General features: G+C 70.3%; 17 protein-coding genes. 14 read left to right on the forward strand and 3 right to left on the reverse strand.

The genetic code is table 11. The features are described from left to right. The first annotated feature begins 32 nt into the window (after window positions 1-32). From ABZT14_RS01125 to ABZT14_RS01150, 6 genes are all read left to right on the forward strand, one after another. A complete protein-coding gene (locus tag ABZT14_RS01125) occupies window positions 33-635 on the forward strand; it encodes a pentapeptide repeat-containing protein (protein WP_356295036.1) in 603 nt (200 codons plus the stop codon). Window positions 636-791: 156 nt separating this feature from the next. Then, on the forward strand, window positions 792-3,353 hold the full coding sequence (locus tag ABZT14_RS01130; protein WP_356295039.1) for a glycoside hydrolase family 2 protein: 2,562 nt from the start codon (window positions 792-794) through the stop codon (window positions 3,351-3,353). Window positions 3,354-3,733: 380 nt separating this feature from the next. Then, on the forward strand, window positions 3,734-4,087 hold the full coding sequence (locus ABZT14_RS01135) for a hypothetical protein (protein ID WP_356295042.1): 354 nt from the start codon (window positions 3,734-3,736) through the stop codon (window positions 4,085-4,087). Then, window positions 4,087-6,333, forward strand: a complete 2,247-nt coding sequence (locus ABZT14_RS01140; RefSeq protein ID WP_356295045.1) for a hypothetical protein — start codon at window positions 4,087-4,089, stop codon at window positions 6,331-6,333. The genes ABZT14_RS01135 and ABZT14_RS01140 overlap by 1 nt, the downstream gene beginning before the upstream one ends. After that, window positions 6,323-7,030, forward strand: coding sequence for a hypothetical protein (locus ABZT14_RS01145; RefSeq protein WP_356295047.1), 708 nt, complete (start codon window positions 6,323-6,325; stop codon window positions 7,028-7,030). The genes ABZT14_RS01140 and ABZT14_RS01145 overlap by 11 nt, the downstream gene beginning before the upstream one ends. Continuing rightward, window positions 6,973-7,704, forward strand: a complete 732-nt coding sequence (locus ABZT14_RS01150; protein ID WP_356295050.1) for a hypothetical protein — start codon at window positions 6,973-6,975, stop codon at window positions 7,702-7,704. Before ABZT14_RS01145 ends, ABZT14_RS01150 begins: the two co-directional genes overlap by 58 nt. 129 nt (window positions 7,705-7,833) lie before the next feature. Here ABZT14_RS01150 and ABZT14_RS01155 read toward each other — a convergent pair whose 3' ends face one another. Together ABZT14_RS01155 and ABZT14_RS01160 are read right to left on the reverse strand one after the other, a co-directional pair. Beyond that, entirely contained in the window at window positions 7,834-8,451 is a 618-nt protein-coding gene (locus ABZT14_RS01155) for a hypothetical protein (RefSeq protein WP_356295053.1), read from the reverse strand. 399 nt (window positions 8,452-8,850) lie between these two features. Further along, window positions 8,851-9,567, reverse strand: coding sequence for a TetR/AcrR family transcriptional regulator (locus ABZT14_RS01160; protein ID WP_356295056.1), 717 nt, complete (start codon window positions 9,565-9,567; stop codon window positions 8,851-8,853). A gap of 116 nt (window positions 9,568-9,683) precedes the next feature. On the opposite strand from ABZT14_RS01160, the gene ABZT14_RS01165 reads away from it, so the two are divergent. Continuing rightward, window positions 9,684-10,544, forward strand: coding sequence for an SDR family oxidoreductase (locus ABZT14_RS01165; RefSeq protein WP_356296973.1), 861 nt, complete (start codon window positions 9,684-9,686; stop codon window positions 10,542-10,544). Window positions 10,545-10,655: 111 nt separating this feature from the next. On the opposite strand, the gene ABZT14_RS01170 is transcribed toward ABZT14_RS01165, so the two are convergent. Then, window positions 10,656-10,901 (reverse strand): DUF397 domain-containing protein, encoded by a 246-nt coding sequence (locus ABZT14_RS01170; protein WP_356295058.1) that lies wholly within the window; start codon window positions 10,899-10,901, stop codon window positions 10,656-10,658. 757 nt (window positions 10,902-11,658) lie between these two features. Between ABZT14_RS01170 and ABZT14_RS01175 the strand changes: the two genes are divergently transcribed. The 7 genes from ABZT14_RS01175 to ABZT14_RS01205 are packed head-to-tail and all read left to right on the forward strand — an operon-like array spanning window position 11,659 to window position 22,923. Beyond that, window positions 11,659-12,603, forward strand: coding sequence for a 3-oxoacyl-ACP synthase (locus ABZT14_RS01175; protein WP_356295061.1), 945 nt, complete (start codon window positions 11,659-11,661; stop codon window positions 12,601-12,603). Further along, entirely contained in the window at window positions 12,600-12,854 is a 255-nt protein-coding gene (locus ABZT14_RS01180; protein ID WP_356295064.1) for an acyl carrier protein, read from the forward strand. The genes ABZT14_RS01175 and ABZT14_RS01180 overlap by 4 nt, the downstream gene beginning before the upstream one ends. Further along, window positions 12,851-14,080 (forward strand): acyl-CoA dehydrogenase family protein, encoded by a 1,230-nt coding sequence (locus ABZT14_RS01185; RefSeq protein ID WP_356295067.1) that lies wholly within the window; start codon window positions 12,851-12,853, stop codon window positions 14,078-14,080. Before ABZT14_RS01180 ends, ABZT14_RS01185 begins: the two co-directional genes overlap by 4 nt. After that, window positions 14,077-15,153 (forward strand): HAD-IIIC family phosphatase, encoded by a 1,077-nt coding sequence (locus ABZT14_RS01190; protein WP_356295070.1) that lies wholly within the window; start codon window positions 14,077-14,079, stop codon window positions 15,151-15,153. The genes ABZT14_RS01185 and ABZT14_RS01190 overlap by 4 nt, the downstream gene beginning before the upstream one ends. Next, the gene (locus ABZT14_RS01195) at window positions 15,150-16,064 is read left to right on the forward strand and encodes a 3-hydroxyacyl-CoA dehydrogenase family protein (RefSeq protein ID WP_356295073.1); all 915 of its coding nucleotides are present in this window, start codon (window positions 15,150-15,152) and stop codon (window positions 16,062-16,064) included. The genes ABZT14_RS01190 and ABZT14_RS01195 overlap by 4 nt, the downstream gene beginning before the upstream one ends. A 35-nt stretch (window positions 16,065-16,099) precedes the next feature. Continuing rightward, window positions 16,100-18,169: an amino acid adenylation domain-containing protein gene (locus tag ABZT14_RS01200; protein WP_356295076.1), complete on the forward strand. Its 2,070-nt coding sequence runs from the start codon at window positions 16,100-16,102 to the stop codon at window positions 18,167-18,169. Beyond that, window positions 18,166-22,923: a condensation domain-containing protein gene (locus ABZT14_RS01205; RefSeq protein ID WP_356295079.1), complete on the forward strand. Its 4,758-nt coding sequence runs from the start codon at window positions 18,166-18,168 to the stop codon at window positions 22,921-22,923. Before ABZT14_RS01200 ends, ABZT14_RS01205 begins: the two co-directional genes overlap by 4 nt. Window positions 22,924-22,927: the final 4 nt, after the last annotated feature.

Here is a 22,927-nt window from a genome sequence, read left to right on the forward strand (position 1 = left end):
CCCCTGTCAGTGGCCGCGCCCATGATGGGGCCATGGACGACACCCCCCGACTGACACCGGACGCCGACCTGGACGGGCTGACCTTCGAGGACGAGGACCTCAGCGGGACCGGGGCGGAGAACGCCCGCTTCCTGGACTGCGCGCTGCGCCGCTGCCGGCTGGACGAGGCCCGCTGGCCCGGGGCCCGGCTGATCGACACCGTGCTGGAGGAGGTGGGCGGCGCCGGCCTGGACCTGACCGGGGCCGAACTGCGGGACGTCACCCTCGCCGACGCCCGGCTGGGCGGAGCCTCCCTGGCGGGCTCCGAACTCACCCGGGTCACCGTACGCGGAGGCAAATGGGACTACCTCAACCTGCGGCAGGCCCGGCTCACCGACGTCACCTTCTCCGGGTGCGTACTCCGCGAGGCCGACCTCGCCGACGCCCACCTCACCCGGGTCCGCTTCCCCGGCTGCACCCTGCGCGACCTCGACCTGCGCCAGGCGACCCTGACCGAGGTCGACCTCACCGAGGTCACCCAGCTTGACCTGTCCGACGGCTACGACCGGCTGGCCGGCGCCACCCTCACCCGGCTCCAACTCCTGGACCTCGCGCCCCGGTTGGCCACCGCCCTGGGCATCCGGTTGGCCGACTGACCGCTCCGGCTACGCGGGGATGGGCGCCCCCGGACCGGTGGCCCGCGCGTAGACGGAGCGGCCGTGGGGGAAGGGGAACACCGACGTCCGGGCCGGCGGGTGCCCGGGCCGTACGACCACCGGCCGGGGTCGGCGAGTGAAGGGGAGCAGCCACGGATGAGACACGTCACGCCCCTGACCGGGGGATGGACCGTGCGAGGGGACGGCGCCGGGGCGCCGGACGAGCCGCTGCCCGCCCGGGTCCCGGGCTGTGCGCACACCGACCTGCTGGCCGCCGGGCGCATCCCGGACCCCTTCCTGTCCCGGAACGAGACCGAGGTGGCCTGGGTGGGCCGGGCCGACTGGACGTACACCACCACCCTGGAGGCCGGCCCTCCCCCGGGGGACGCCGCCACCGGTGACGCGCACGAGCGCTGTGACCTGGTGTTCGAGGGGCTGGACACGGTGGCGGAGATCGCGGTGGCCGGACAGGTGGTGGGCCGTACCCGCAACATGCACCGCGCCCACCGCTTCGACATCAGCGAGGCCCTGGCCGGCCAGGCCGGTGGCGTACCCCTCCAGGTGCGGTTCACCTCCGCGTACACCGAGGCCGAGGCACTGCGCGACCGACTCGGCGACCGGCCCAACGCCTACCCGGAACCCTTCCCCTACGTACGGAAGATGGCGTGCTCCTTCGGCTGGGACTGGGGCCCGACCCTGGTGACCGCCGGCATCTGGAAACCGGCCCGACTGGAACGCTGGTCGACCGCCCGGCTGGCGGAGGTCCGGCCCCTGGTCACGGTGCGCGAGGACGACCGGGGCGGACACCTCGGCGAGGTCGAACTCCGGCTGCGGACCGAGCGCACCCCCACCGGCCGGGGCCAGCCCCTGACCGTCCGGGCCACCGTCGACGGCCACACCGCCAGCGCCGAACTGCCGGCCGGCCCAGTCGATCCGACCGATCCGGCCGGCCCCTCGGACCCGTACACCCTGCGGCTCACCGTGCCCGGGGTGGAACGCTGGTGGCCCCGCGACCTGGGCGGGCAACCGCTGTACGAGCTGACCGTGGAACTGCTGGACCCCTCCGGCCGGGCCCTGGACCACTGGTCCCGCCACATCGGCTTCCGCACCGTGGAGCTGGACACCACCGCCGACCAGCACGGCCGCGCCTTCACCCTGGCCGTCAACGGGGTGCCCCTGTTCGCCCGGGGCGTCAACTGGATCCCCGACGACGCCTTCCCCTCCCGCGTCACCCCCGAGCGCTACCACCAGCGGCTGACCCAGACCGCCGAGACGGGGGCCAACCTGGTCCGGGTCTGGGGCGGCGGCCTCTACGAGCAGGACGCCTTCTACGACTCCTGCGACCGCCTGGGCCTGCTGGTCTGGCAGGACTTCCCCTTCGCCTGCGCCGCCTACCCCGAGGAACAGCCCCTGCGCGGCGAGGTCGAGGCCGAAGCCCGGGACAACGTGAGCCGGCTGATGCCACACCCCTCACTCGCCCTGTGGTGCGGCAACAACGAGAACCTCTGGGGCTTCCGCGACTGGGGCTGGGAGGAACGGCTGGCCGGCGACTCCTGGGGCGAGGGCTACTACCTCGGCCTGCTGCCCCGGATCGTCGCCGAGGTCGACCCCACCCGCCCCTACTGGGCGGGCACCCCCTGGTCCGGCGACTGGAACCACCACCCCAACGACCCCTCGTACGGCACCAGCCACTCCTGGCGGGTGTGGAACGAGGTCGACTACGCCGAGTACCGCGACCCGGCCCAAGTACCGCGCTTCGTCGCCGAGTTCGGCTGGCAGGCGCCACCCGCGTACGCCACCGTACGGAGGTTCCTGGACGGCGAGGACCCGCACCCTGACGGTCCCGGGATGCTCCATCACCAGAAGGCCGAGGGTGGCAACGCCAAACTGGCGCGCGGCCTGGCCCACCACTTCGGCGTACCCGACGACTTCGACCGCTGGCACTACCTCACCCAGGTCGTCCAGGCCCGCGCCATCGCCACCGGCATCGAGTTCTGGCGGGCCCACTGGCCCCACTGCTCCGGCACCGTCGTCTGGCAGATCAACGACTGCTGGCCGGTCACCTCCTGGGCGGCAATCGACGGAGACGGCCGGCCCAAACCCCTCTACCACGAGCTGCGCCGGCTCTACGCGGACCGGCTGCTCACCCTCCAGGACGACCCGCACCAGCCCTGGGCGGCCCTGGTCAACCAGAGCCGCCACCCCTGGCGGGCCACCCTGCGGCTGACCCGCCGCACCGCCGACGGCCGGGTGCTCGCCGAGGACACGGCCACCGTCGAGGTCGCCCCCGGTACGGTCAGCCGGCTGCCGGTGCCCCCGCCCCTGCGGCCCTCATCCGGTACCGGGCAGACCCCGGCCGAGGAGTACCTGGTCGCCGACGTGGCCCCCGAGTCGGGTGCCGAGCGGGGTGCCGAGCTGGGTGCCGAGCCGCTGCGGGCGGTCCACCTGCCGGTACGGGACCGGGAGTTCGCCTACCCCGAGCCACGGTACGAGGTCCGGGTCACCCCCGAGGGAGACGGCGCCCGGGTCACGGTGACCGCCCACACCCTGGTACGGGACCTGCTGCTCCAGGCCGACCGCCTGGCCCCCGACGCGGTCGCCGACCGGGGCCTGGTCACCCTGCTGCCGGGCGAGACCGCGCACATCCGGGTACGCCACTGGCCCACCCCCGACGCCCACACCGCCCGCGAGGCCCTGTACGCCCTGCGGCCGGGGTGAGGTGGGGTGAGCTGGGGTGGCGGCGGGCTCTGGCGGGTGGGTACGCCAACGCAAAGGGTGAGCGTGGGGCAGGGGTGACCCGTGGGGCGTTGACGGGGACGCGTCGGGGTGCTTTTCACCCTGGTGGGGCGGGAGGTTCGGCGGTGCGTCTCACCCCGTCCGGTTCCCCTTCCCGGATTCCTCGCTCACGGTGCATCAACTGTCGACCGTGCGTGCGGAGTTGGGCTACGGTGCTGCGCGGACGTGATCGGTCGCAACAGCTAACGGGGGGTACCGTGGCCTGGTCGGAGTGGGAGCAAGCCAAAGCCAACGCGACGGAGGAAGAGCCGGTACGCACTCGCCTCAACGGCACGCCCGACGGCTCGTACCATCCCGGGCGGTTGTCCACGGGCGGCGGCAAGGGTGACCTGAGCGTCAACGCCAAGGACCTGGCCGCGATCGGTGACGAGGCCTTCACGCTCTACCAGCGCCTCTCCCGGGACGGCGACCACCCGAAGAAGTCGACCGGCAAGGCCGCGGCGGACCTCAAGGGCGACTTCAAGCTCGGCGGCGCCCTCTCGGACGTGATCGAGAAGTGGGGCAAGCAGGTCGACTCGGTACGCGACGCCTGCGCCCACATCTCCAATCACCTCGACTACACCAAGAAGGCCCACGCCGGCGACGAGTACCACATCAGCAGCAAGCTCTCCCTGATCTCCCTCCAGACCGGGTTCGACGAGCGGAGCCAGCGCTGATGGATCTGGACGCTCTGCGGTTCGCCAGGTTCGGTTCCCTGGAAACCGCGATCGAGGACTGGGCCGCCACCGTCAGGAAGCTGAAGGCCCTGGAGAAGGACGCCAAGCGGAGCCTGGAGAAGAAGGCCCTCGCCGCCGACTGGTCCGGGGAGAACGCCTCCGTCACACGGGAGTTCGTGGTCCGCACCACCGGGGAGTTCGCCGACGGGGTCAGAGAAGCCCGGAGCATCCACAACATCCTCAAGGACGCCCGGAGCGAACTGGTCCGCTACAAGTCCCAGCTGGAGAAAGCGCTCGAAGACGGCCAGAAGAAGAACCTCACCGTCCTCAGCAACCGTGACGGCGGGTTCACCGTCACCATGAACGTCCACCCCGACAGCACCACCAAGGACGTCGCGTCGCACGGCCAGAAGGACGCGGACGCCCTGCGCGACCGGATCGAGAAGATCCTCAAGGGGGCGACGGAGACCGACACCACGGCCGCCCGAGCCTTGCGCATGATCGCCAACCACAGCCCCGTCGGCTTCTCCCACGTCCCCACGTACAAGGACCGGGACCAGGCCGCCAAGTCCCTCAAGGACGCGGAAACGGCGCTGAAACTCGCGAACAAGGGCGGGGCGAACCTCGACGACAAGGAACTCACCCGGCTCAACGGCCTGTTGAAGGCCAACCGCCAGGACCCCCTCTTCTCCGAGACCTTCGCCACGAGGATGGGTCCCAAGAAGACCCTGCAGCTCTACGCGGACCTCGCCGACGTGCGGTGGTTCTACGGCGACCGACAGGGGCGCCGGGAACAGGTCAAGCAGTTCCAGAAGAACCTCGGGTTGACCCTGGGAACAGCCACCCGCTCCGACAGCGCGGCCATGGAGAAGTGGGAACACCGCATGGTCGACCTGGGGCCGAAGGAGCTGGACACCGACCGCTCCTCCCAGCCGCGCGGTTTCCAGGTCATGAGCAACCTCATGCGCTTCGGCAAGTACGACACGGAGTTCCTCAACCGCTACGGCGAGGACCTGTTGGAGATGGACAAGGAGGAGAACAAGGTACGCAGACTCTCCCCCTGGCAGAGCACCGGCCATGCCACCCTCAACTTCTGGGGAAAGCACGACAGGGGCGCGGATCCGGTCAACGGATTTCTTGAGGGGCTCGGGCACAACCCGGAAGCCTCCACCCAGTTCTTCAACCGCCCGGCGAATCCCGACCCGGAGAACCCGGGGATCGACTCGAAGAAGGATCTCAACGAGCACCTCAAGTACCTGACCAAGGAGCGTCATTTCGGTACGGTCTTCGGTAGTTCGGAGGAAGAGAAGGTTGGCTACCGTTCCCTTGGCCACGCACTGGAGGCTGCGTCCACCGGCCACCCCTGGGACTTCATCCCCACTTCCTCGGACGGCAAGCCCGAGCTTCCCCCCGGGTACTCCGACCACAGGACGGCGGACACCGCCTCCGTGATGGAGCAGTTGGTCCACATGTACAAAGGGGTGGACGGCCAGAAACTCATGGAGTCCAACGAGGGCATCGCCCCGAGCCTGGGACGTATCGGCGCCGCGTACATGGACGACGTCAACTACTCCCTGACGGGCAACGAGGACCTTTTCGGCACCAAGTACGAGGGGCGTCACCGGATCGACTCCTCGGACATGAAGTACTTCCTGGAAACCCTGGGCGGGGACAAGTCCGCCTACAGCACCATGTCGCAGGCCCAGTCTATGTATACGGCGGGAGTACTCGCCGCCAACCCTGGTGACACGGAAGCCGGTTTCCGCAACGGAGAGGAAGCGTTGAGGTCGACCGCCCGGGTGTTTGGAATCCTCGACAGGTCCATGCACGAGAATCTGGCTGAGGAGTACAGGGAGAACGCCAAGAAGGTGAACGAGGAGATGGAACGCCTGGGCGAGTGGAAAAAGTCGGCCGTGGTAAGTTCCACCGCCGTGGCCGCCGGTTTGATTACGGCGCCCATTTCCTCTGGAACAGCAGCTGTCGTGGCGCCGTTGGCTGCCGAGGTCGGCAAGGAGGTCTTCAACACCTTTCTTGAGCCGAGGGTGACGGACACGGACGAAATGGAACCTTCCGATGATATCCGAAAGGCGGCGGAGAAGGCCGACGCCCGAGCTACTGAAACGCTCCGAAGGATCTGGGAGAAGTATTGCAATGAGTCCGATTGGGATGACTCCGAGCAGGGGGAATCGGAAATCACGGATGTGTACAATAACTTCGGCCCGAAGGGGCGATATGGTGGCGACTGAGGTGGTGGGGAGAACGGGGGTTCGGCGAACGGCCTCGTTCGTTGCCCTTGTCGCTCTTGTGGCTGGGTGTTCCGGGGATAACGGGAAGAGTGAGAGCGGGGAGAGGGAGGAGCTGGTGCAGCCGGGCCAGGTCTGTGGTGGCCTGTTGGGAAAGAAGGCGGCTGCGTCGCTTGAAAGGTTCTATGTCGGAGATCTCCATGAACCGTCCCGCTTCAAGCCAGGTGAAGCGTCTCGGGAGTTGAAGGAGGGGTCGGGGGAGTCCATTCGTTGCACTTTCTACAACGATAATGCTAGAACGCCGGCCAATCTTTCCTTTCGGGTGAAGGAGGAGAATCCGAAGGCGAAGCATTTCGACTATCGGCAGGGCAAGGTGTACGAGTACGATATCGGCAAGGTGGCGTACACGGCTGATCGCGTGTCTAACGACTATGCGGGCGGCCCCAGTCGGTACGTGTCGGGTCTAATCGTTGTTTCCTGCCCGGTGGGTGAATCGAGAGTTAATCGCCTGCGGAGTGCCGCATGGTTTCCTGATCATCCCAAGGACAACGCGAGGCTGGGGATATCCGCGAAGAAGGAAACGAGCGAAGCGGTGATGGAGATCATTCTGTCGGCGTCTCGCCACATGGCGAAGGAGCTTGGGTGTCTGGAGGACACCGGACTTCCCGGGAAGGTGCCGAAACCCTCGGAAGTGCCCTGACCGCTGGTGTGGAGAACCGTGTGGTGAAGGGGCGGACTGACGAGTCGAGAAACCGCTGTGAGATTTCTTCCCGTGTGCTGAGTGGTGGCCGAGTGGTGTGGTTGAGAGGATGCATTGTGCGAACGGCCCGGAGATTTCCCAGGTGGGCGGCGGTTCTTGTTGTGGTGGCCGTGGTGGCGACTGTGGGGTGCTGGGCGTTCGGCCAGGAAGACTCGAAGGCGCTTCCGTCCCGCTTGTGTGGGGGATACGTGTACGCGAAATCAGTCCAGAAGATCATGGTGGACACGGATGACCTTCCCGTCGATTTCGGGACCTCCAAGGAGATCACCTCCTGCACGGTGGGGAACGAATACGACTACGTTCGGGTCAACATTCTTCGTGAGGAAGAATGGTCTTCCGAAAGGGAGCGTGAGGGGAAGGTTCTGGAGGGGGGCGTCGTCAAGTGGGGTGATGGCAGGAACCTCGGGTACTACTTTCCCTGCGCGGCCAAGGGGGATGCGGCCGGTGAAAAGGAGAACTATCTTTCCGTAGCCCGTCATGGTGGGGATACGCGCATCAAGGGCAAGGAGAGGTTGGAGAAGGCCGTTTACTCGATGGCCCGTGTAGCGGCCCTGAAAAGAGCCAAGGACGCCGGTTGCTCCTCGGATGTGGTCAGGGGGCTTGAGCAGGGTTGACCGATGCGGTGCCGGCGGTTCAGTGGCTCTTCGTACGGCGAAGGGCGAACACTGTTCCCGCGAGGTGATCAGGGTCCTCGGGGGTTGATCGGCCGGGTGCGGGCGGTTTCCGGGGTGGACGGGGTGCGGTCAGGGGTGGGGGTCGTTGGTGAAGCGGCGTTGGAGGAGTTCGGAGCCGGGGCCGGCCACGCCGCCGCGCAGGGCGGAGCGGCCGAGGTCGTAGCCGCCGCGGATGACGTCGTCGTGGGCCTCGGTGAGGAGGACCCGGGTCTGGTCGGGGTCGCCGTTGAGGGCGGCGGGGTCCTCGAAGGCGTAGACGATCCAGGTGGAGCCCGGTACGAAGCGGTCGAGGTCGTCCCCCACGACGATGTCGGCGATGAGGCTCTCGACGGTGGCACCGTCGAGTTCGAGGGTGACCGCCACCAGGTCGTAGGGCTCCTGGTGGTTCCCGTCGGCGTCGGGGGGCCCGTCGAAGGTGCGACGTCCGGTGACCGTCGCCGGACGTGGCGTTCGGTCGAGGGCGGGCAGTGGCTTGAGGTAGCTCCACCACACCATGAGCGTGCACCCGCTGAAGGACACCGTGAGGAGTATGGCGAGGAAACGCTCGACCCCGGAGGCCGGCGGCTGCCGGAGGAAGGCGTTGACCAGCCAGGCGAGCAGGCCGAGGGTGACGGCCGCCGACAGTCTGAACACGAAGCGGTTCGAGCGGTGCCGGAGCTGGGCGTCGGGCAGGGGGGAGGCGCTCATGACGCCGACAGCCGGGGCGTTCCGGTGCGAGGGGTCGGCGGGGCCGCGACCTCGTGGGGCATCTCGCCGGCCCGGCACGGTGGTTGGTGACCTCGGCTCATCTGGCGTCGCCCCCTTGGAGACCTGATCCGTGTAGTGGACAGGTTCATGCCAGGGTAGCCGGGTCGGTGGTGGTGTGGGTCGGTTCCGAGGGCGAGGACCCCGGGGCCTCGACCGAACCAGAGGCGTCGCGTGTGGTGGTGGTGAGGGTTGGTGCGGTAGCGCCCGATGGCGGGGGAGGCCCCGGGCGGCGCTCGGGTCCCCCGACCGTGTCGCCGGGCCGAACTTCCGTACCGCGCGGGCCCGTTGACCCTCGTACCGCAGGAGAGCCCGCCGGCGTACTCCACCTGGAGGCCGGCGTCAGGAGGTGAGGCGGTCGAGCCACTCGGCGAGGAGGCCGCGCTCGTTGGGGGTGAGGGCGGTGGCCTCGGGGAGGGTGGCGCGCAGGGCGGTGGCGGCGCTGGCGGGGCTGGGGTCCTCCCAGGCGGGGGCCTCGGTGGTGATCGCGTTGATCATGGCTTCCCGCGCTGACTCGGCGAGGCCCTGGTCACGCTCCTCCTCGGGCATGGCCAGCAGGGTGAGGACGGTACCGCGACCGGAGGCGCGTACCAGGTCGGTGGCCAGTCGTTCGTTGACCCGCAAGTGGCCGGAGGCGGCCAGCCGGTGGACGCGGCGGGCGAGGTGGGCTTCGGCCGCCTCCTCGGCGGGGGAGTGGACGCCCGGTCTGGGGTGGCCGTACATCAGGGAGTACAGGGCGGGGTGGGCGAGGCCGAACTCGATGTGGGTGTCCCAGCCGAGGCGGAGGTCCTCTACGGGGTCGGGGTCGGGGTGTTGGGTCCGCCTGTCGGAGAGGTAGACGGTGAGCCCGTGTTCGGCGACCGCGTCCAGCAGGCCGCCCTTGTCGCCGAAGAGGCGGTAGATCGCCGGTGCCTGGACCCCCGCCGCGGCGGCCACGGCCCGGGTGGTGACGCCCTCCGGTCCGTGGTGGGCGAGCAGTTCGGTGGCCGCCGCGATGATGCGGGTGCGGGGGTCGGGGTGCTCCCCTCGGGTGGCCGGGGGCGTATGGGTTTCTGGCACGAAATCGATGGTATCCGAAGCGGGTTAACAGTGGAATTATCGGTGATACGGTGCCTGCGATTCCGGCGGTTCCCTGGGTGGTCGTCGCTCCCTGTCGCCGGACTCTGGAGGTCATGATGCTCATCGTCACCGGAGCCAACGGTCAGCTCGGCCGGGCCGTGGTGGAACAGCTGCTCAAGCGGGTACCGGCCGAGCAGGTCGGCGTCAGCGTCCGCGAACCGGAGAAGGCCGCCGACCTGGCCGAGCGCGGAGTACGGGTGCGGGCCGGTGACTTCGGCGACCCGGCCGGACTGGCCGACGCCTTCGAGGGCGCGCGGCGCATACTCGTCGTCTCGGTCAACGCGACCGGGCAGACGGCCGTCGACCAGAACGGCGCGGCCTTCGAGGCCGCCAAGAAGGCCGGCGCCGAGCGGGTCCTCTACACCAGCCACGTGGGCGTGAACCCCGACTCCCCGTTCCTGCCGATGCCGGACCACGCGGCCACCGAGAAGGTGCTCGAATCCGCCGGGCTGCCCTTCACCTCGCTGCGCAACGGCTTCTACGCGTCCACCACCCTGGAACTCCTGGGCCACGCCATGGTGACCGGCAAGCTGTACGCCCCCGAGGACGGCCCGGTCTCCTGGACCACCCACGCCGACCTGGCCGAGGCCGCCGCCGTCCTGCTGACCGAGGACCGTTTCGACGGCCCGACGCCCCCGCTGACCGGGTCCGAGGCGCTGGACCTGGCCGCCGTGGCCGAGATCGCCTCCAGGGTCACCGGCCGGGAGATCGAGCGGGTGGTCGCCACCGACGAGGACTTCAAGTCCAACCTCATGGAGCACGCCGGCGTCCCTGAGGAGCAGGTCGATTTCCTGCTCGGCCTCTTCGCGGCGAGCCGCCAGGGCGAGTTCTCCGCCGTGGGTCCGGCCCTGGGAGAGGTGCTCGGCCGGAAGCCGGTCGCCCTGGAGGACTTCCTCAAGGAGCGCCTGGCGGGTTGAGAGCTGATACCAGTACGGGGACCCCTCCGGCCAGCGGCCGTGAGGGGTCCCCGTACTCGTGTCGACGGCCGGAGGGCCCCCGTCAACGAACCGCCCTGGCGCGGGAGTTGGTCACCGGCTCCTGAGGGTGTGGAGGAACGCGGTCCAGGAGTGGGTGGTGAAGTCGAGGGTGCGGCCGTGGGGGTGTTTGGTGTCGCGTACGGGGACGGTGTGCGGGAGGTTGGTGGCAACCTTCCGCAGGCGCCGCCTTCCTGGTTGCTGTGGCTGGACTTGTGCCAGACAGCGGGCGAAGGCGGCGTGTGGGCGAAGTGGAATTCGCCCTCTCACGGCGGGTGCCGCGCAGCAATAACCTGCCACCGCAGGATCCTGACGCGAGTCCCGGATGACGTCCCGTCAATTCCGGGGTGAGAATCCTCCAACGGAGCGCGGAAGAGTCGCCATAAACGGAGCAATTACTTCCGTCAATGTGCGGCCCCGCTCGCTCGACTATGTGCTACACGGGGGAAAGAGAAATGCGGTATACGGTCTGCCGACCGTTACGACACACGTGCCTTCACCGGGTCCAGCCACGGCGTGCCCTGGCCCCGTCTGCCGAATCGGCGGGGAAAGGCCCCTTCCGTACCGCGGGGCCACGCGGGCCCAGGGGGGTGGCGAGGGTGCTTGTCGCAGGTCCCCTACCTCCGTCCCCGGACCGGACGCCAGACGTCGCGGCAGCTCTGACGCCGCCGTCACCGGGGCGTACCGGGAATGGGTGAGGTTTCCCTTGAAATGCCGCTCTCCGGCACGTGGCGGGAGACGCGGTTCGCGCAGCAACCCGGTCCGGGTATCCCGGTGTTCACCGTGGCTGACCGGCCGGTCTTTCGGGGTCCGGTCGGTGAGGACCGAATGGAGCGGCGCTGGTCGCGGTTTTCCGGGGAACCGAGTGTCCCCGAGCCCGCTTCACCGAGCGGGAGGGCGAGTCGATGCCAGTCATTCGTCATGGTCCGTGCCGTGACCGGTGCCGGACGTATTCCGACCAACAGGAGGCCGTGTGCCGGATACAGCTCGTAGGGACGGTGTCGCTCCGCTCGCAGTGCGGGCGGCGGTTACATATCTGCCGGAATCCACGCTGCCGGTGACCGAACTGCCCGGCCTGGACCGGCTGGACGAAGACGAGCGGAGGTCCTGTCTCGCCCTGGGCATCGATTCCGTGCGGGCCGACGACGGGATGGATCCGACCGCCCTGGCGGAGGGGGCGGCGGGGCGGCTGCTCGCCCAGGCTGGCAGGGACCCCGGAGAGCTGGGCGCGTTGGTGGTCGTCGAACAGCGCGTCCCCGGGACGTTGCTCAGTTCGGAGGCGACACGTCTGCAGCACCTCCTCAAGGCCGACCAGGCGCTGACGTTCGGGGTGGGCGGACTGGGGTGTGTCTCCGTCACCCCCGCGCTGTTGACGGCGCGTGGGCTGCTGGCGGCGGACCCGGAGCTGGAGGAGGTGCTGGTCGTCCACGGCAGCAAGCCCGTTTCGCACCAGGCCCGTTACCGGCATCCGGTGACCGTGAACGGGGACGGCGGACAGGCGCTGCTGGTGGGCCGGGACGGCCCGGTACGACTGATCGACTCGGTGCAGGAGACCAACGGCGCGTACTGGGACCTCTTCCACGTCGACTACCGCGATGTCCGCAGCGAGCTGTGGCGCGAGGAGTGCGTGGACCCGCCCCGCTACTCCTTCCGCCTCGCCATCGAGACCCGCAACCGGTTGGCCGCGTTGCTGCGCCGTCTTCTGGAACGCAACGGACTGGCGCGGGGGGACGTGCGCGGCTTCGTCAGCCAGAACCTCTCGGTGGGCAGTCAGACCTTCACCGAGGAATCGCTGGACGTCTCCCTGCTTCCGGTGTGCCGGGAGAACCTCCGCGAAAGCGGCCACCTCGGCCCCAACGACGTGTTCCTGAACCTCTACACCGCCCTGGAGCGGGGCGTCGTGGGGCCGGGGGACCGGGTCGTACTCATCAACGTCAGCCCGGTGGCGGCCTGGAGCCTGCTGCTGGTCGAAATCGGAACCCAGGAGCCAACCACCCCATGAACATCACCGAGGAGATCACCGACTTCCTGAGCGCGGCGCTGCGCCAGACAGTGGCCCCGGACGACGACTACTTCGAACTGGGGCTGGCCAACTCGCTCTTCGCCCTGGAACTCGTCGCCTTCGTGGAAGAACGCTTCCAGATCGCGGTGGAGGTCGAGGACCTGGACCTGGACAGCTTCCGAACGGCCGCCCGCATCACGCGTTTCGTGGAGCGGAAGACCGGTGCACAGCCGGCGGTGGAGCAGCGGTGACCGCCCTCGACGACTCGCCCCTGGTCCGGGCGGCCGAGCTGCTCGCGGCCGAGGTGCGCGAGCAGGCAGCGGAGTGGGACCAGAGGGGCGGCCTCCCGGACGCGGTCCGCAAACAGGCAGCCGAGGCGGGACTGCTCGCTGCGGACCTGCCGCCGGAGTACGGCGGTCGGGGCGCCAGCTGGGAGGAAGTCGGCGAGCTGTGCGCGCACTTGGGCGGAGTGTGCAGCGCGCTACGCGGGCTGGTCACCGTGCAGAGCATGGTGGCCGCCGCGGTGCGGCGCTGGGGGACGGCCGGGCAACGGGCCCAGTGGCTTCCCCGGCTCGCCTCCGGGGAGCTGACGGCCGCCTTCGCCGCCACCGAGCAGGAGGCGGGCAGCGCGCTCGCGGGAGTGGGCACCGAGGTACGGATCCCCGGAGAGGGAGACACAGCGGAGGACGCGGCGGACGAGTGTGACGCGCGGGTGGTGGTGACGGGTCGCAAGCGGTGGATCACCTTCGGGGAGTGCGCCGACCTGTTCCTCGTTCTCGGACAGTCGCGCGGCCGCCCGGTCGCGGTCATCGTCGAGGGGGACCGGGAGGGGGTGCGCCGGGAGCCCGTGAACGGCCAGCTCGGGATGCGGGCCGCGCGGATCGCGCACGTGGAGTTCGACGCGGTGTCCGTGCCACGGAGCAACCTCGTCGCTCCGCCGGGGGCCGGACTGTCCCACGTCGCGGCGGTCGCGCTCGACCACGGGCGGTACACCGTGGCCTGGGGGTGCGTCGGCATGGCGGAAGCCTGCCTCGCGGACGCCGTGGAGCACGTCCGTACGCGTACTCAGGAGGGCACGCCGCTGAGCGAACACCAGGTAGTGCGGGCCCAGTTGGCGCGCTCCGCCGTGCAGGCGGCCGGTGCCCGCGAACTGGCCGGCCGGGCGGCCCGCCAGCGGGCGACAGGGGCGGTCGGCGCCGCCGGTGTGACGGAGACCATCGTCGCCAAGTACGCCGGGGCTGAGGCGGCGGCCTCGGTCAGTCGCGACGCCGTGCAACTTCTCGGCTCGGCCGGTTGTGAACCCGGCAGCAGGGTCGGGCGCCTTTTCCGGGACGGGAAGGTGATGGAGATCATCGAAGGAGCGCAACACGTGGCCGAACTCCACATAGCAGAGCGCCTGTTACGGGAACACCAGCCGTCCGCCACCGGGGCTGTACGGACCGGTTCCGTACGGCCGGGCACGGCGGGGTGCCGATGACGACCAGTGAGGCCGAAGCGGTCACCCCCGTCAAGTGCCTGGTGTGGGATCTGGACGACACCCTGTGGGGCGGCACCGTGTTGGAGGGCGACGACCCGCGTCCCCTGGACGAAGCCGTCTCCACGCTGCACGCCCTGGACGAGCGGGGTGTGCTGCACGCGGTGGCGAGTCGCGGTGACGAGGCGACCGCCCTCGCCCACCTGGACAAGCTGGGCCTGGCCGAGCTGTTCACCGTGCTTGAGGTGGGCTGGGGCGCCAAGTCCGAGTCCGTGCGCCGGATCAGCGAGACCCTGGGCATCGGAATCGACACCCTCGCGTTCGTCGACAACGACCCGGTGGAGCGTGCCGAGGTGGCGGCGGCGCACGCGCGCGTACGCTGCTACGCCGCCGAGGAGCTGGCCGAGTTGCCGGAGAGGGAGGAGTTCCGCAGCCGCCACGTGACCCAGGAGGCCCGTGGCAGACGGCGGCTGTACCAGGCGGAGGCCTCGCGGAACCAGGCACAGGAGGCGTACGAGGGCACACCGGCCGAGTTCCTCGCCTCGCTGGACCTGGAGCTGACCCTCCGTGCGGCGGCGCCGGACGACCTCGCGCGCGCCCACGAACTGACGGTGCGTACCCATCAGCTCAACACCACCGGGCGCGGTTACAGCATGGCGGAGCTGCGCGAGATGTGTGACTCGCCGAGGTACCAGGTGCTGGTGGCCGGCCTCACGGACCGGTTCGGGAGTTACGGAATCATCGGCCTGGCCGTCGTGGAACACGTCGGCGAACGCGGGGTGCTCCGGCTGCTGTTGCTCTCCTGCCGGGTGATGTCCCGGGGGATCGGTCCGGCGCTGATCGGGCACGTCGTGCGGGAGACGCTGGCCGAGGGCAGGCGCCCGGAGGCCGAGTTCGTACCCACCGAGGTCAACCGGGTGATGTTGGTCAACCTCCGGTTCGCCGGCTTCGAGGTGCTGGAGCGGGGCGAGGACCGACTGCTGCTCGGCTTCCCACCGGATCGGGAACCGCCCTCGCCGCCGTCGCACGTGCGCATTGTCGGTAGTACGTCCACAGCAACGGGGAGCGGCATATGAGTGGCGCGCGGGAAGAGGGCGGCCGGGCGACCGGGCGGAGCGCCCGACAGGGGAGTAGTGCCGTGATCGGGGTGGTCGGCGCCGGCACCATGGGCGTGGGCGTCGCCCAGAGCTTCGCCACCGCCGGGCACCAGGTCGTGCTCCTGGACCCCTCGGCGGAGGCGACAGCCACCGGTCAACGGCTGCTGCGGGACGGTCTGCGAGCCGCGCGGCTGCTGCGCAAGCCCGCCGACCCCGAACCACTGGAGGACATCTCGGCACGCGTCCACTGGACGCACGAGGTGAGCCGGCTCGCGGAGGCGGAGTGCGTCATCGAGTGCGGGCCGGAGAACGTCCCGGTCAAGGAGAAGATCCTCACTGAACTGGACAGCGTCTGCGCGCCCCGAACCGTGCTCGCCTCCTGCACCTCCGCTATCCCGGTCAGCATCCTCGCCGGGTTCACCCAGCGACCGGACCGGGTGCTGGCCACGCACTTCATGAACCCCGCGCCGCTGAAGGACGCGGTCGAGGTGGTCCGTGGTCCGCGAACCAGCGACGAGACGATGAAGACCGTCGACGAGTTGCTCCGCGGACTGGGGAAACGGCCGCACGTAGTGAACGACGGCCCCGGCTTCGTCTCCAACCGGGTACTGATGCCCATGGTCAACGACGCGGCCGAACGTGTGCAGGTGGGGACCGCTGACGCCGAGACGGTCGACCGGATCTTCACTGACTGTTTCGGACACGCGATGGGGCCACTGCGCACCGCCGACCTGATCGGTCTGGACACGGTGCTGGACACCCTGGTGGTGCTGCGCGATGCCACCGGTGACAGCCGCTACGAGCCCTGCGACCTGCTGCGGGAACTCGTCGAGGCGGGGCACCACGGGCGGAAGAGCGGTCAGGGCTTCCACCACTACGGCGTGCGGTGAACGCCATGACCCACTCCTTCACTCCACTTCCTGACGTGCCTCGGTCGGTGTCGGAGGACGCCGCTTCCCCGACGGCCACCGTTCCCCCTCACGAGCGGCCAGCGCGGGACGTGCTGGCCCGGATTCTCCGGCACGCCACCGACGACCCGACGGGCGTCGCCCTGGTGGTCGGAGGGACCGCGCTGACCTACCGCGAGTTCGTCCACGCGAGCGCCGACCTGGCCGGGCGGCTGCGTACGGCCGGGGTGCGCCCCGGCCAGACGGTGGTCCTGTACCAACGGCAGAGTGCCGAGACCGTCGTCGGCATGGTCGCGGCGCTCTGGTTGGGTGCCGCGTGGTGCGTGGCCGAACCGGGCCAACCGTCCGAGCGGCTGCGGTCGTTGGTACGCGACGTCGACTGCGGCGCTGTCGTCCACAGCAGTACGGACACCGCTGGTGAGCCGTACACGCCACCGGAACTCCACGCCCTGCGCGAGGGCGCTCCGCGTTCGCTGGCCCTGCTGGCGAGCCGGCGTTCCACGGCACCTGTGGCGGGGTCCGGTGGGCGTACGGATGGCTTCGGTGCGGAGGAGGCCGTGCCGCAACCGGTGGAAACGCCCGGTGGCGCACCGGCGTATGTGATCAGCACCGCTGGTTCCACCGGCGAGCCCAAGGCGGTCGTCGTGACCCGGGACAATCTCGCCCGGGTACTCGCGGCGCGTCCCGAGGAGCCGGGACGGGTGACCTTCTCGCCTTGCCGGCTCAGTTGGGACGGGTCGCTGCTGCTTCTCTTCCACGCGCTGTGCACCGGCGGTACGGCGGTCCTGCCGGACCACCGGCAGCTCCCCGACGCGGCGGAGTCCGCGCGGCTGCTGCTGCGCTGGCGGGTGGTGCAGGCTGGCGGCCCGCCGTCGTACTACCGGTTGATGCTGCCGCACCTCACGGGCGCCGACGCTCACCTGCGGGAGGTCATCCTCGCCGGCGAGGTGTTCCCGCTCGGCCTGCTCGACCAGCACCGGGCCGCGCTGCCGCGCACGGAGCTGCGCAACGAGTACGGCCCGACGGAGGCGACCATCACCGTGCTGGCGCACGTCGTGGCCGGTACGTACCGCGAGGCGGTGCCGATCGGCCGCTCCCTGGCCGGCCAGTCCGCCTACGTGCTGGACGAACGACTGCGACCGGTGCGGCCGGGGCAGGTCGGCGAGTTGTACCTCGGCGGCGGGCAGATCGCCCTGGGCTACGCGGCCCGCCCCGGTGACACCGCGCGGAACTTCGTCGCCGACCCGTTCACCCGGCAGACCGGTGTACGGATGTACCGCACCGGAGACCTCGCCCAGATCGACGAGTCCGGTGAGGTCGTGTTCCGGGGCCGGGCCGACGGCCAACTCAAGGTACGGGGCGTACGGGTGGAGCGGCACGGTATCGAGGCGGTGCTGGAGAGCCACCCGGCGGTCGGCCAGGCCACCGTACTGGGAGTGACCGACCAGCACGGCGGCACCCGACTCGTGGCGTTCTGGTCACCCGCCGAGCCGGAGGGCGCCCGGCCGACGGCCCGCGAGCTGGTGGAGTTCTGCGGCGAACGCCTGGTCGGCCAGGCGGTGCCGGGGAACTTCCACACCGTGGACGCCATGCCGCTGGGACCGAGCGGCAAGACCGACGAGGAAGCCCTGCGGACACTGCTGCGCACGGACCCCGTACTCGGGGCCGTTTCCGGTACGAACGGGCCGTCACCTGGTTCGACCAGTGTTCCGCGACCAGCCGGCACCGATCCGGTCGCCGTGGAACCCGTCGTTGGGCCCCGCATGACCCGCTGGCACGACTGGCCACGGGCACAGGGCGCCGTCGCGAGGCTGTGGAGCACGGTGCTCGGCCACGACGACTTCGACGCGGACGACAGTTTCTTCACCGTGGGGGGCAACTCCCTACGGGTGGTCGAGCTGCACAAGTGCTTCGAGCGGGACTGGCCGGGGGCCATACGCGTGGGGCAGCTGTTCGACCTGGACACCGTCGCGGCACAGGCCGAGGCGATGGCCGCCGCGATCACGGGTGGCCCAGCTGGCACGAGCGACCGCCCCGCCACAGGGATGCCGGGCGGCGACGTAGCGACACCGGGGGAGCAGCGATGAACGGTAGCCACGTGACGGAGCCCGGCGACAGGGACATCGCCATCGTCGGCATCGCCGGCCGCTTCCCGGAAGCGGACACCCTCGAGGCGTTCCGCCGGAACATGTGGACCGGACGGGACAGTGTGCGGCCCATGCCGCGGGAGCGGGCCGAGGCCACCGGCCTCGACCTGTCCGAGGGCTACCTGCCGATGGGGCACCTGGACGACATCCACACCTTCGACTGCGCGCTGTTCGGGCTCTCGCGCCGCGAGGCGGCGGTGATGGACCCACAGCAGCGGCTCGCGCTGCTCCTCGCGCACCAGGCGTTCGAGGACGCCGGGTACGCGACGACCGGACTGCGTGACGTGGACACCGCGGTCGTCTTCAGCTCCTCGGCGTCGACCTACGACGCGGTCAAGCGGGAGCCCGGGGCCCTCAGCGCCCTGGGCAACGTGCCCTTCGGCGTACCGGCGCGCATCTCGCACGTGCTGGGGCTCACCGGACCGTGCTACGCGGTGGACTCCGGGTGCAACAGCGCGCTGGTCGCCGTACACCACGCCTGTGGTGAACTCCTGAACGGGGACGCGGAGTACGCGGTGGCCGGCGGGGTCAGCGTCAAGGCCGGTGGTATGCCGGTGTCGGCGCTGGCCGGCCTGTCCGAGACAGCGGCCAGCGACGTCCGGTACCGCAGCTACGACGCCGATGCCGACGGCGCGATCGGCGGCGAGGGCGGTGCCGCGCTGCTGCTCACCACCCTGCGTCGGGCCCGTGCCGACGGCGCTCCCGTGCACGCGGTCATACGCGGCACCGCGGTCCTGCACAGCGGGCGCGCGACCGCCACGATGAGCGCCCCGAGCGCGCGGGCCCAGGCGAGGGTGATGGCCAAGGCGTGGCGGACCGCGGGCCTCGACCCGGCGCTGGCGGGATACGTCGAGGGGCACGGCTCGGGCACCCCGCTGGGCGACGCGGTGGAACTGGAAGGTCTGGCCAGCGTCTTCGGCCCACGTCCCGAACCGCTGCCCATCGGCTCGGTGAAGGCGAACATCGGGCACCTGGACGCCGCCGCCGGAATGGCCGGGCTGCTCCGGGCCGTCCTCAGCGTTCACCACGGCGAGCTGTATCCCACCGTCAACTACCGCAAGCCCACCGGGGGCGTCGACCTGGCCCAACTCGGCCTGGAGGTGCTCACCGAGGCCCGGCCGTGGATGGAGGACGGCCGGCTGGCCGGGGTGAGTTCGTTCAGCCTGGGAGGCATCAACGCGCACTGCGTCCTCCAGCGGCCGCCGGAACCCACGCCCTCTGTCACGGCGGTTCGGCCCGGTGGTGAGACGGCCGCCTCGGAGGCGGGGGAGTCGGTGCCGCAGCTGGTCGCGGTGTCCGCGCGCACTCACGCGGCGCTCCAGCAACTGTGCACCGACCTGGCAAGTGGGCTGCGGGACAGCGTCGAAGACCTCGCCGACGTGGCCTTCACGCTCAACCACGGGCGTACGACCTACGAACACCGGGTGGCCGTACGGGCCCGGGACACCCACGAGTTGGCCACCCACCTCGCCGCGCAGACCACCTGGTTGCGGGAGACCCCGTCCGGGGGGCGGCCGACTCCCAGACGCAAGCCCCCGAAGGTCGTGCTGCTGCTGTCGCCGGACGCCGTGCCGCCGAGTGTCCCGTGGGCCGGCGACATACCGGCGTTCGGGGAGACTGGCTCGGGCACGGAGGGCACCACCGAGGCGCTGTCCCGGCAGTACTCCGCGTATGCGGAACTCCGCCGATGCGGAGTACGGATCGCCAACGTCGTCAGCACGGGTGTCTCCCGGCTGGTGGCCGGTCAACCGCCGGGCTCCAAGGCAGCGGTGGAAGCCGGCCCCCCGCAGCCGGACGCCTCTCGGGCGGACCTCGCGGACGCGGAGAGAGCGGTACGCGAGTTGGCCTCCGGTGGGCCGGTGGTGTTCGTGGAACTCGCCCCGCACAGCACGCTCGGGGCGGTGGCACGTCGACACGTGGAGGCCGGCGACGGGTCCACCACACGGGTCGTCGTCGCGGCCTCCGAACGTACCGGTGGATTCCGGGAACTCCTCTGTGTCCTGTACGGACTCGGGGTCGACCTGGACTGGCACACCGTGTCGCCACCCCCGGCCCGGCCGCGCCGGCTGCGGCTCCCCGGACACCCGGTGCGGGGCACCACCTGCTGGCTCACACCGGAGAGCCCGGCACAGCGGGTCGTCGCACCGGTCAGCGAACCGGTCGGCGAACTCGTCGGCGCACCCGCCGAGCGGCACCCGGCGGGAGCCCCGAGCACCCCCACCGACAGTGCCCAAGGAGCGGCGACCCGGCAGGAGCCCCCGAGGGCGCCGCGCCACGCGCCGCCCTCGGCCGTACCGGAAACCCCGCGGCCGACGCCCACCACGGGCAGCCCCCCGCCGGACAACGCGCCCTCCCGTGAGGCCGCACCGCGAAACGACGGTGGGGGCGAGTCCGTCGAGGAGGTGACCACCTGGCTTTGCCACACGTTGGAGGAACTGCTGCGCACCGAGGGTCGCATCGACCCGGCCGAGGACTACCTCGAGCTGGGATGGAACTCGATCATCGGGATGCAGCTCATCGACCGGGTGGAGGGACGCTACGACTTCCGGCCGAAGCTCATCGACACCTACGACCACTCCCGGGTCGAGGACTTCGCCCGGCATATCAGCGCCCACGTCTCCTCCACCACCGGGGACCTGCCACCGGTCCTCCCGCAGTCGAAGCTGGCACTGTCCTACGGCCAGGAGCGGATGTGGTTCCATCACCAGCTGGACGAGGAGACCACGCTCTACAACCTCCCGTCCGTCAACCACATCCGCGCCGACCTGGACGTCGACGCGGTGCGCGGTATGTGGGAGGACCTCGCCGACCGCCACGAAGTGCTGCGGTCGCGCATCGTCGAGGTGGACGGTGCCCCGGAGTTGCGCGTCAGCCCGAAGCTGACGAACTTCTTCCGGTACGAGGATGTCTCCGACCACGACAGTCCGCTGGCGTCCGCCCGTGAGCTGATCCGTAGGGCCGCGGAGCACCGGTTCGACCTGGCCGAGGACGACCTGCTGCGGGTGCTCGTGGTGCGGCTGGCTCCACGGGAACTCCTCGTACAGGTCACCATGCACCACGCGGTCAGTGACGGTGCCTCTCCGAGGATCTTCGAACGGGAGCTGCCGGAGCTCTACGACGCCCGTCGTGCCGGTCGGCCGCCGAGGCTCGACCCGCTCCCCCTGCAGTTCCGGGACTACGCGCAGTGGCAGCGGGACCTGCTCGCCACCTCCGCGCTCGACGGCGAACTGGACTACTGGCGGGAGGAGTTGAGCGGGGCCGAGCCCCTGTACCTCCCCACGGACCACCCCAGGCCCGCTCGCAAGAGTCACCACGGCAACCTGCGGCGCTTCGACATCCCCGACGCGCTGGCGGCGGAGTTGAGGCAGGTGGCCGCGCGGCAGTCGACCTCGGTCTTCGTCGTGCTCCTGGCAGCGCTGTACCTGCTACTCGCCCGCTACAGCGGACAGCGTGACCTGACTGTCGGGACCCCGACGACCGGTCGTACCCGACCCGAACTCCAGGGCCTCGTCGGCTTCTTCAACAGCACCGTGGTGCTGCGCGCCCGTCTGGGTGGGGATTCGACGCTGGACGACTTCGTGTCGCAGGTGCGGAAACGGGTGCTCACCGCTCTGGAGAACCAGAACATTCCCTTCGACCGAGTGGTCAAGGCCCTCGTCACGGAGCGGGACCCGAGCCGTGCGCCCCTGTTCGACGTGATGTTCGTGCACCAGGACCTGCCGCCGTTGCAGCGGGTCGACGGGCATGTGCTCGGCAACTTCGACGACCAGAACGCGGTGGAGAACCTCTTCGGCGGACTGCCGGCCGGCACCGCCAAGTTCGACCTGACGCTGGTCACCGGAGACCGGGAGGGTGAGGAGGGGATCTCGGCCTGCCTGGAGTACAGCACCGACCTGTTCACCGAGGACACGGCCGCCGAGATGACGGCCACCTACACCTGGCTGCTGGACGAGATCGCCACCACGGGCAGCGGTTCGTGGCCCCTCGCACGGCTGCTCGACGGCCCGTCGCACCCGCCGGGGCCTGCCCACGCGGAACCGCTGGTGCCGACGGACCGGCCCAGGCCGGAACGACCAGCCGCCATCGACAGCCTGGTGAGGCTACCCCTGGAGCCGCGCACGTACGACCGGCTGACCACGGTCACGGCCGGACACGACGGGCAGCGGCCGGCCACCGTCCTGCTGGCCTGCTGGCTGGTGCTGCTGTCCTGGATCTCAGGCCAGGACGAGGTCGCGGTCCCCACGCCTGGCGGGCTGGCACAAGCCGAGTTCCAGGACGAACCGACCCTGGGCGCGCTCCTCGCACGCCTGGCCGGGCGCGGCAGCGCGACCGGGGCCGACGGCAACGCCGGCACGCGGACCGGGCCCACGCCACGGGTGTGCTGCACGGGGTCGTGGGACGGCGAGTCGGCACCGCCCGCGCACGCGACGGAACTGGCGCTCTCCTGGGACCTCCAGGACGACCACGGTCTGGCACTGCGCCTCGACTACGCCTCGGCGCTGTTCACGCCCACGACAGCGAGCACCCTGCTCACGGCCACGAGGGACCTGCTGTACGGACTGCTCGACGAGCCCTGGCTACCCGTGCACGACGTACTGGCGGAACGCGTCGACCTGCACCCCGAGGCTCCGGTACCGGGGGCGGGCGAGCGCGCGGACACCCTGGCGGCGGCATTCACGGAGGAAACCCGATGACCAC

This window comes from Streptomyces sp. NPDC005438 (assembly GCF_040606315.1).
Taxonomy (GTDB): domain Bacteria; phylum Actinomycetota; class Actinomycetes; order Streptomycetales; family Streptomycetaceae; genus Streptomyces.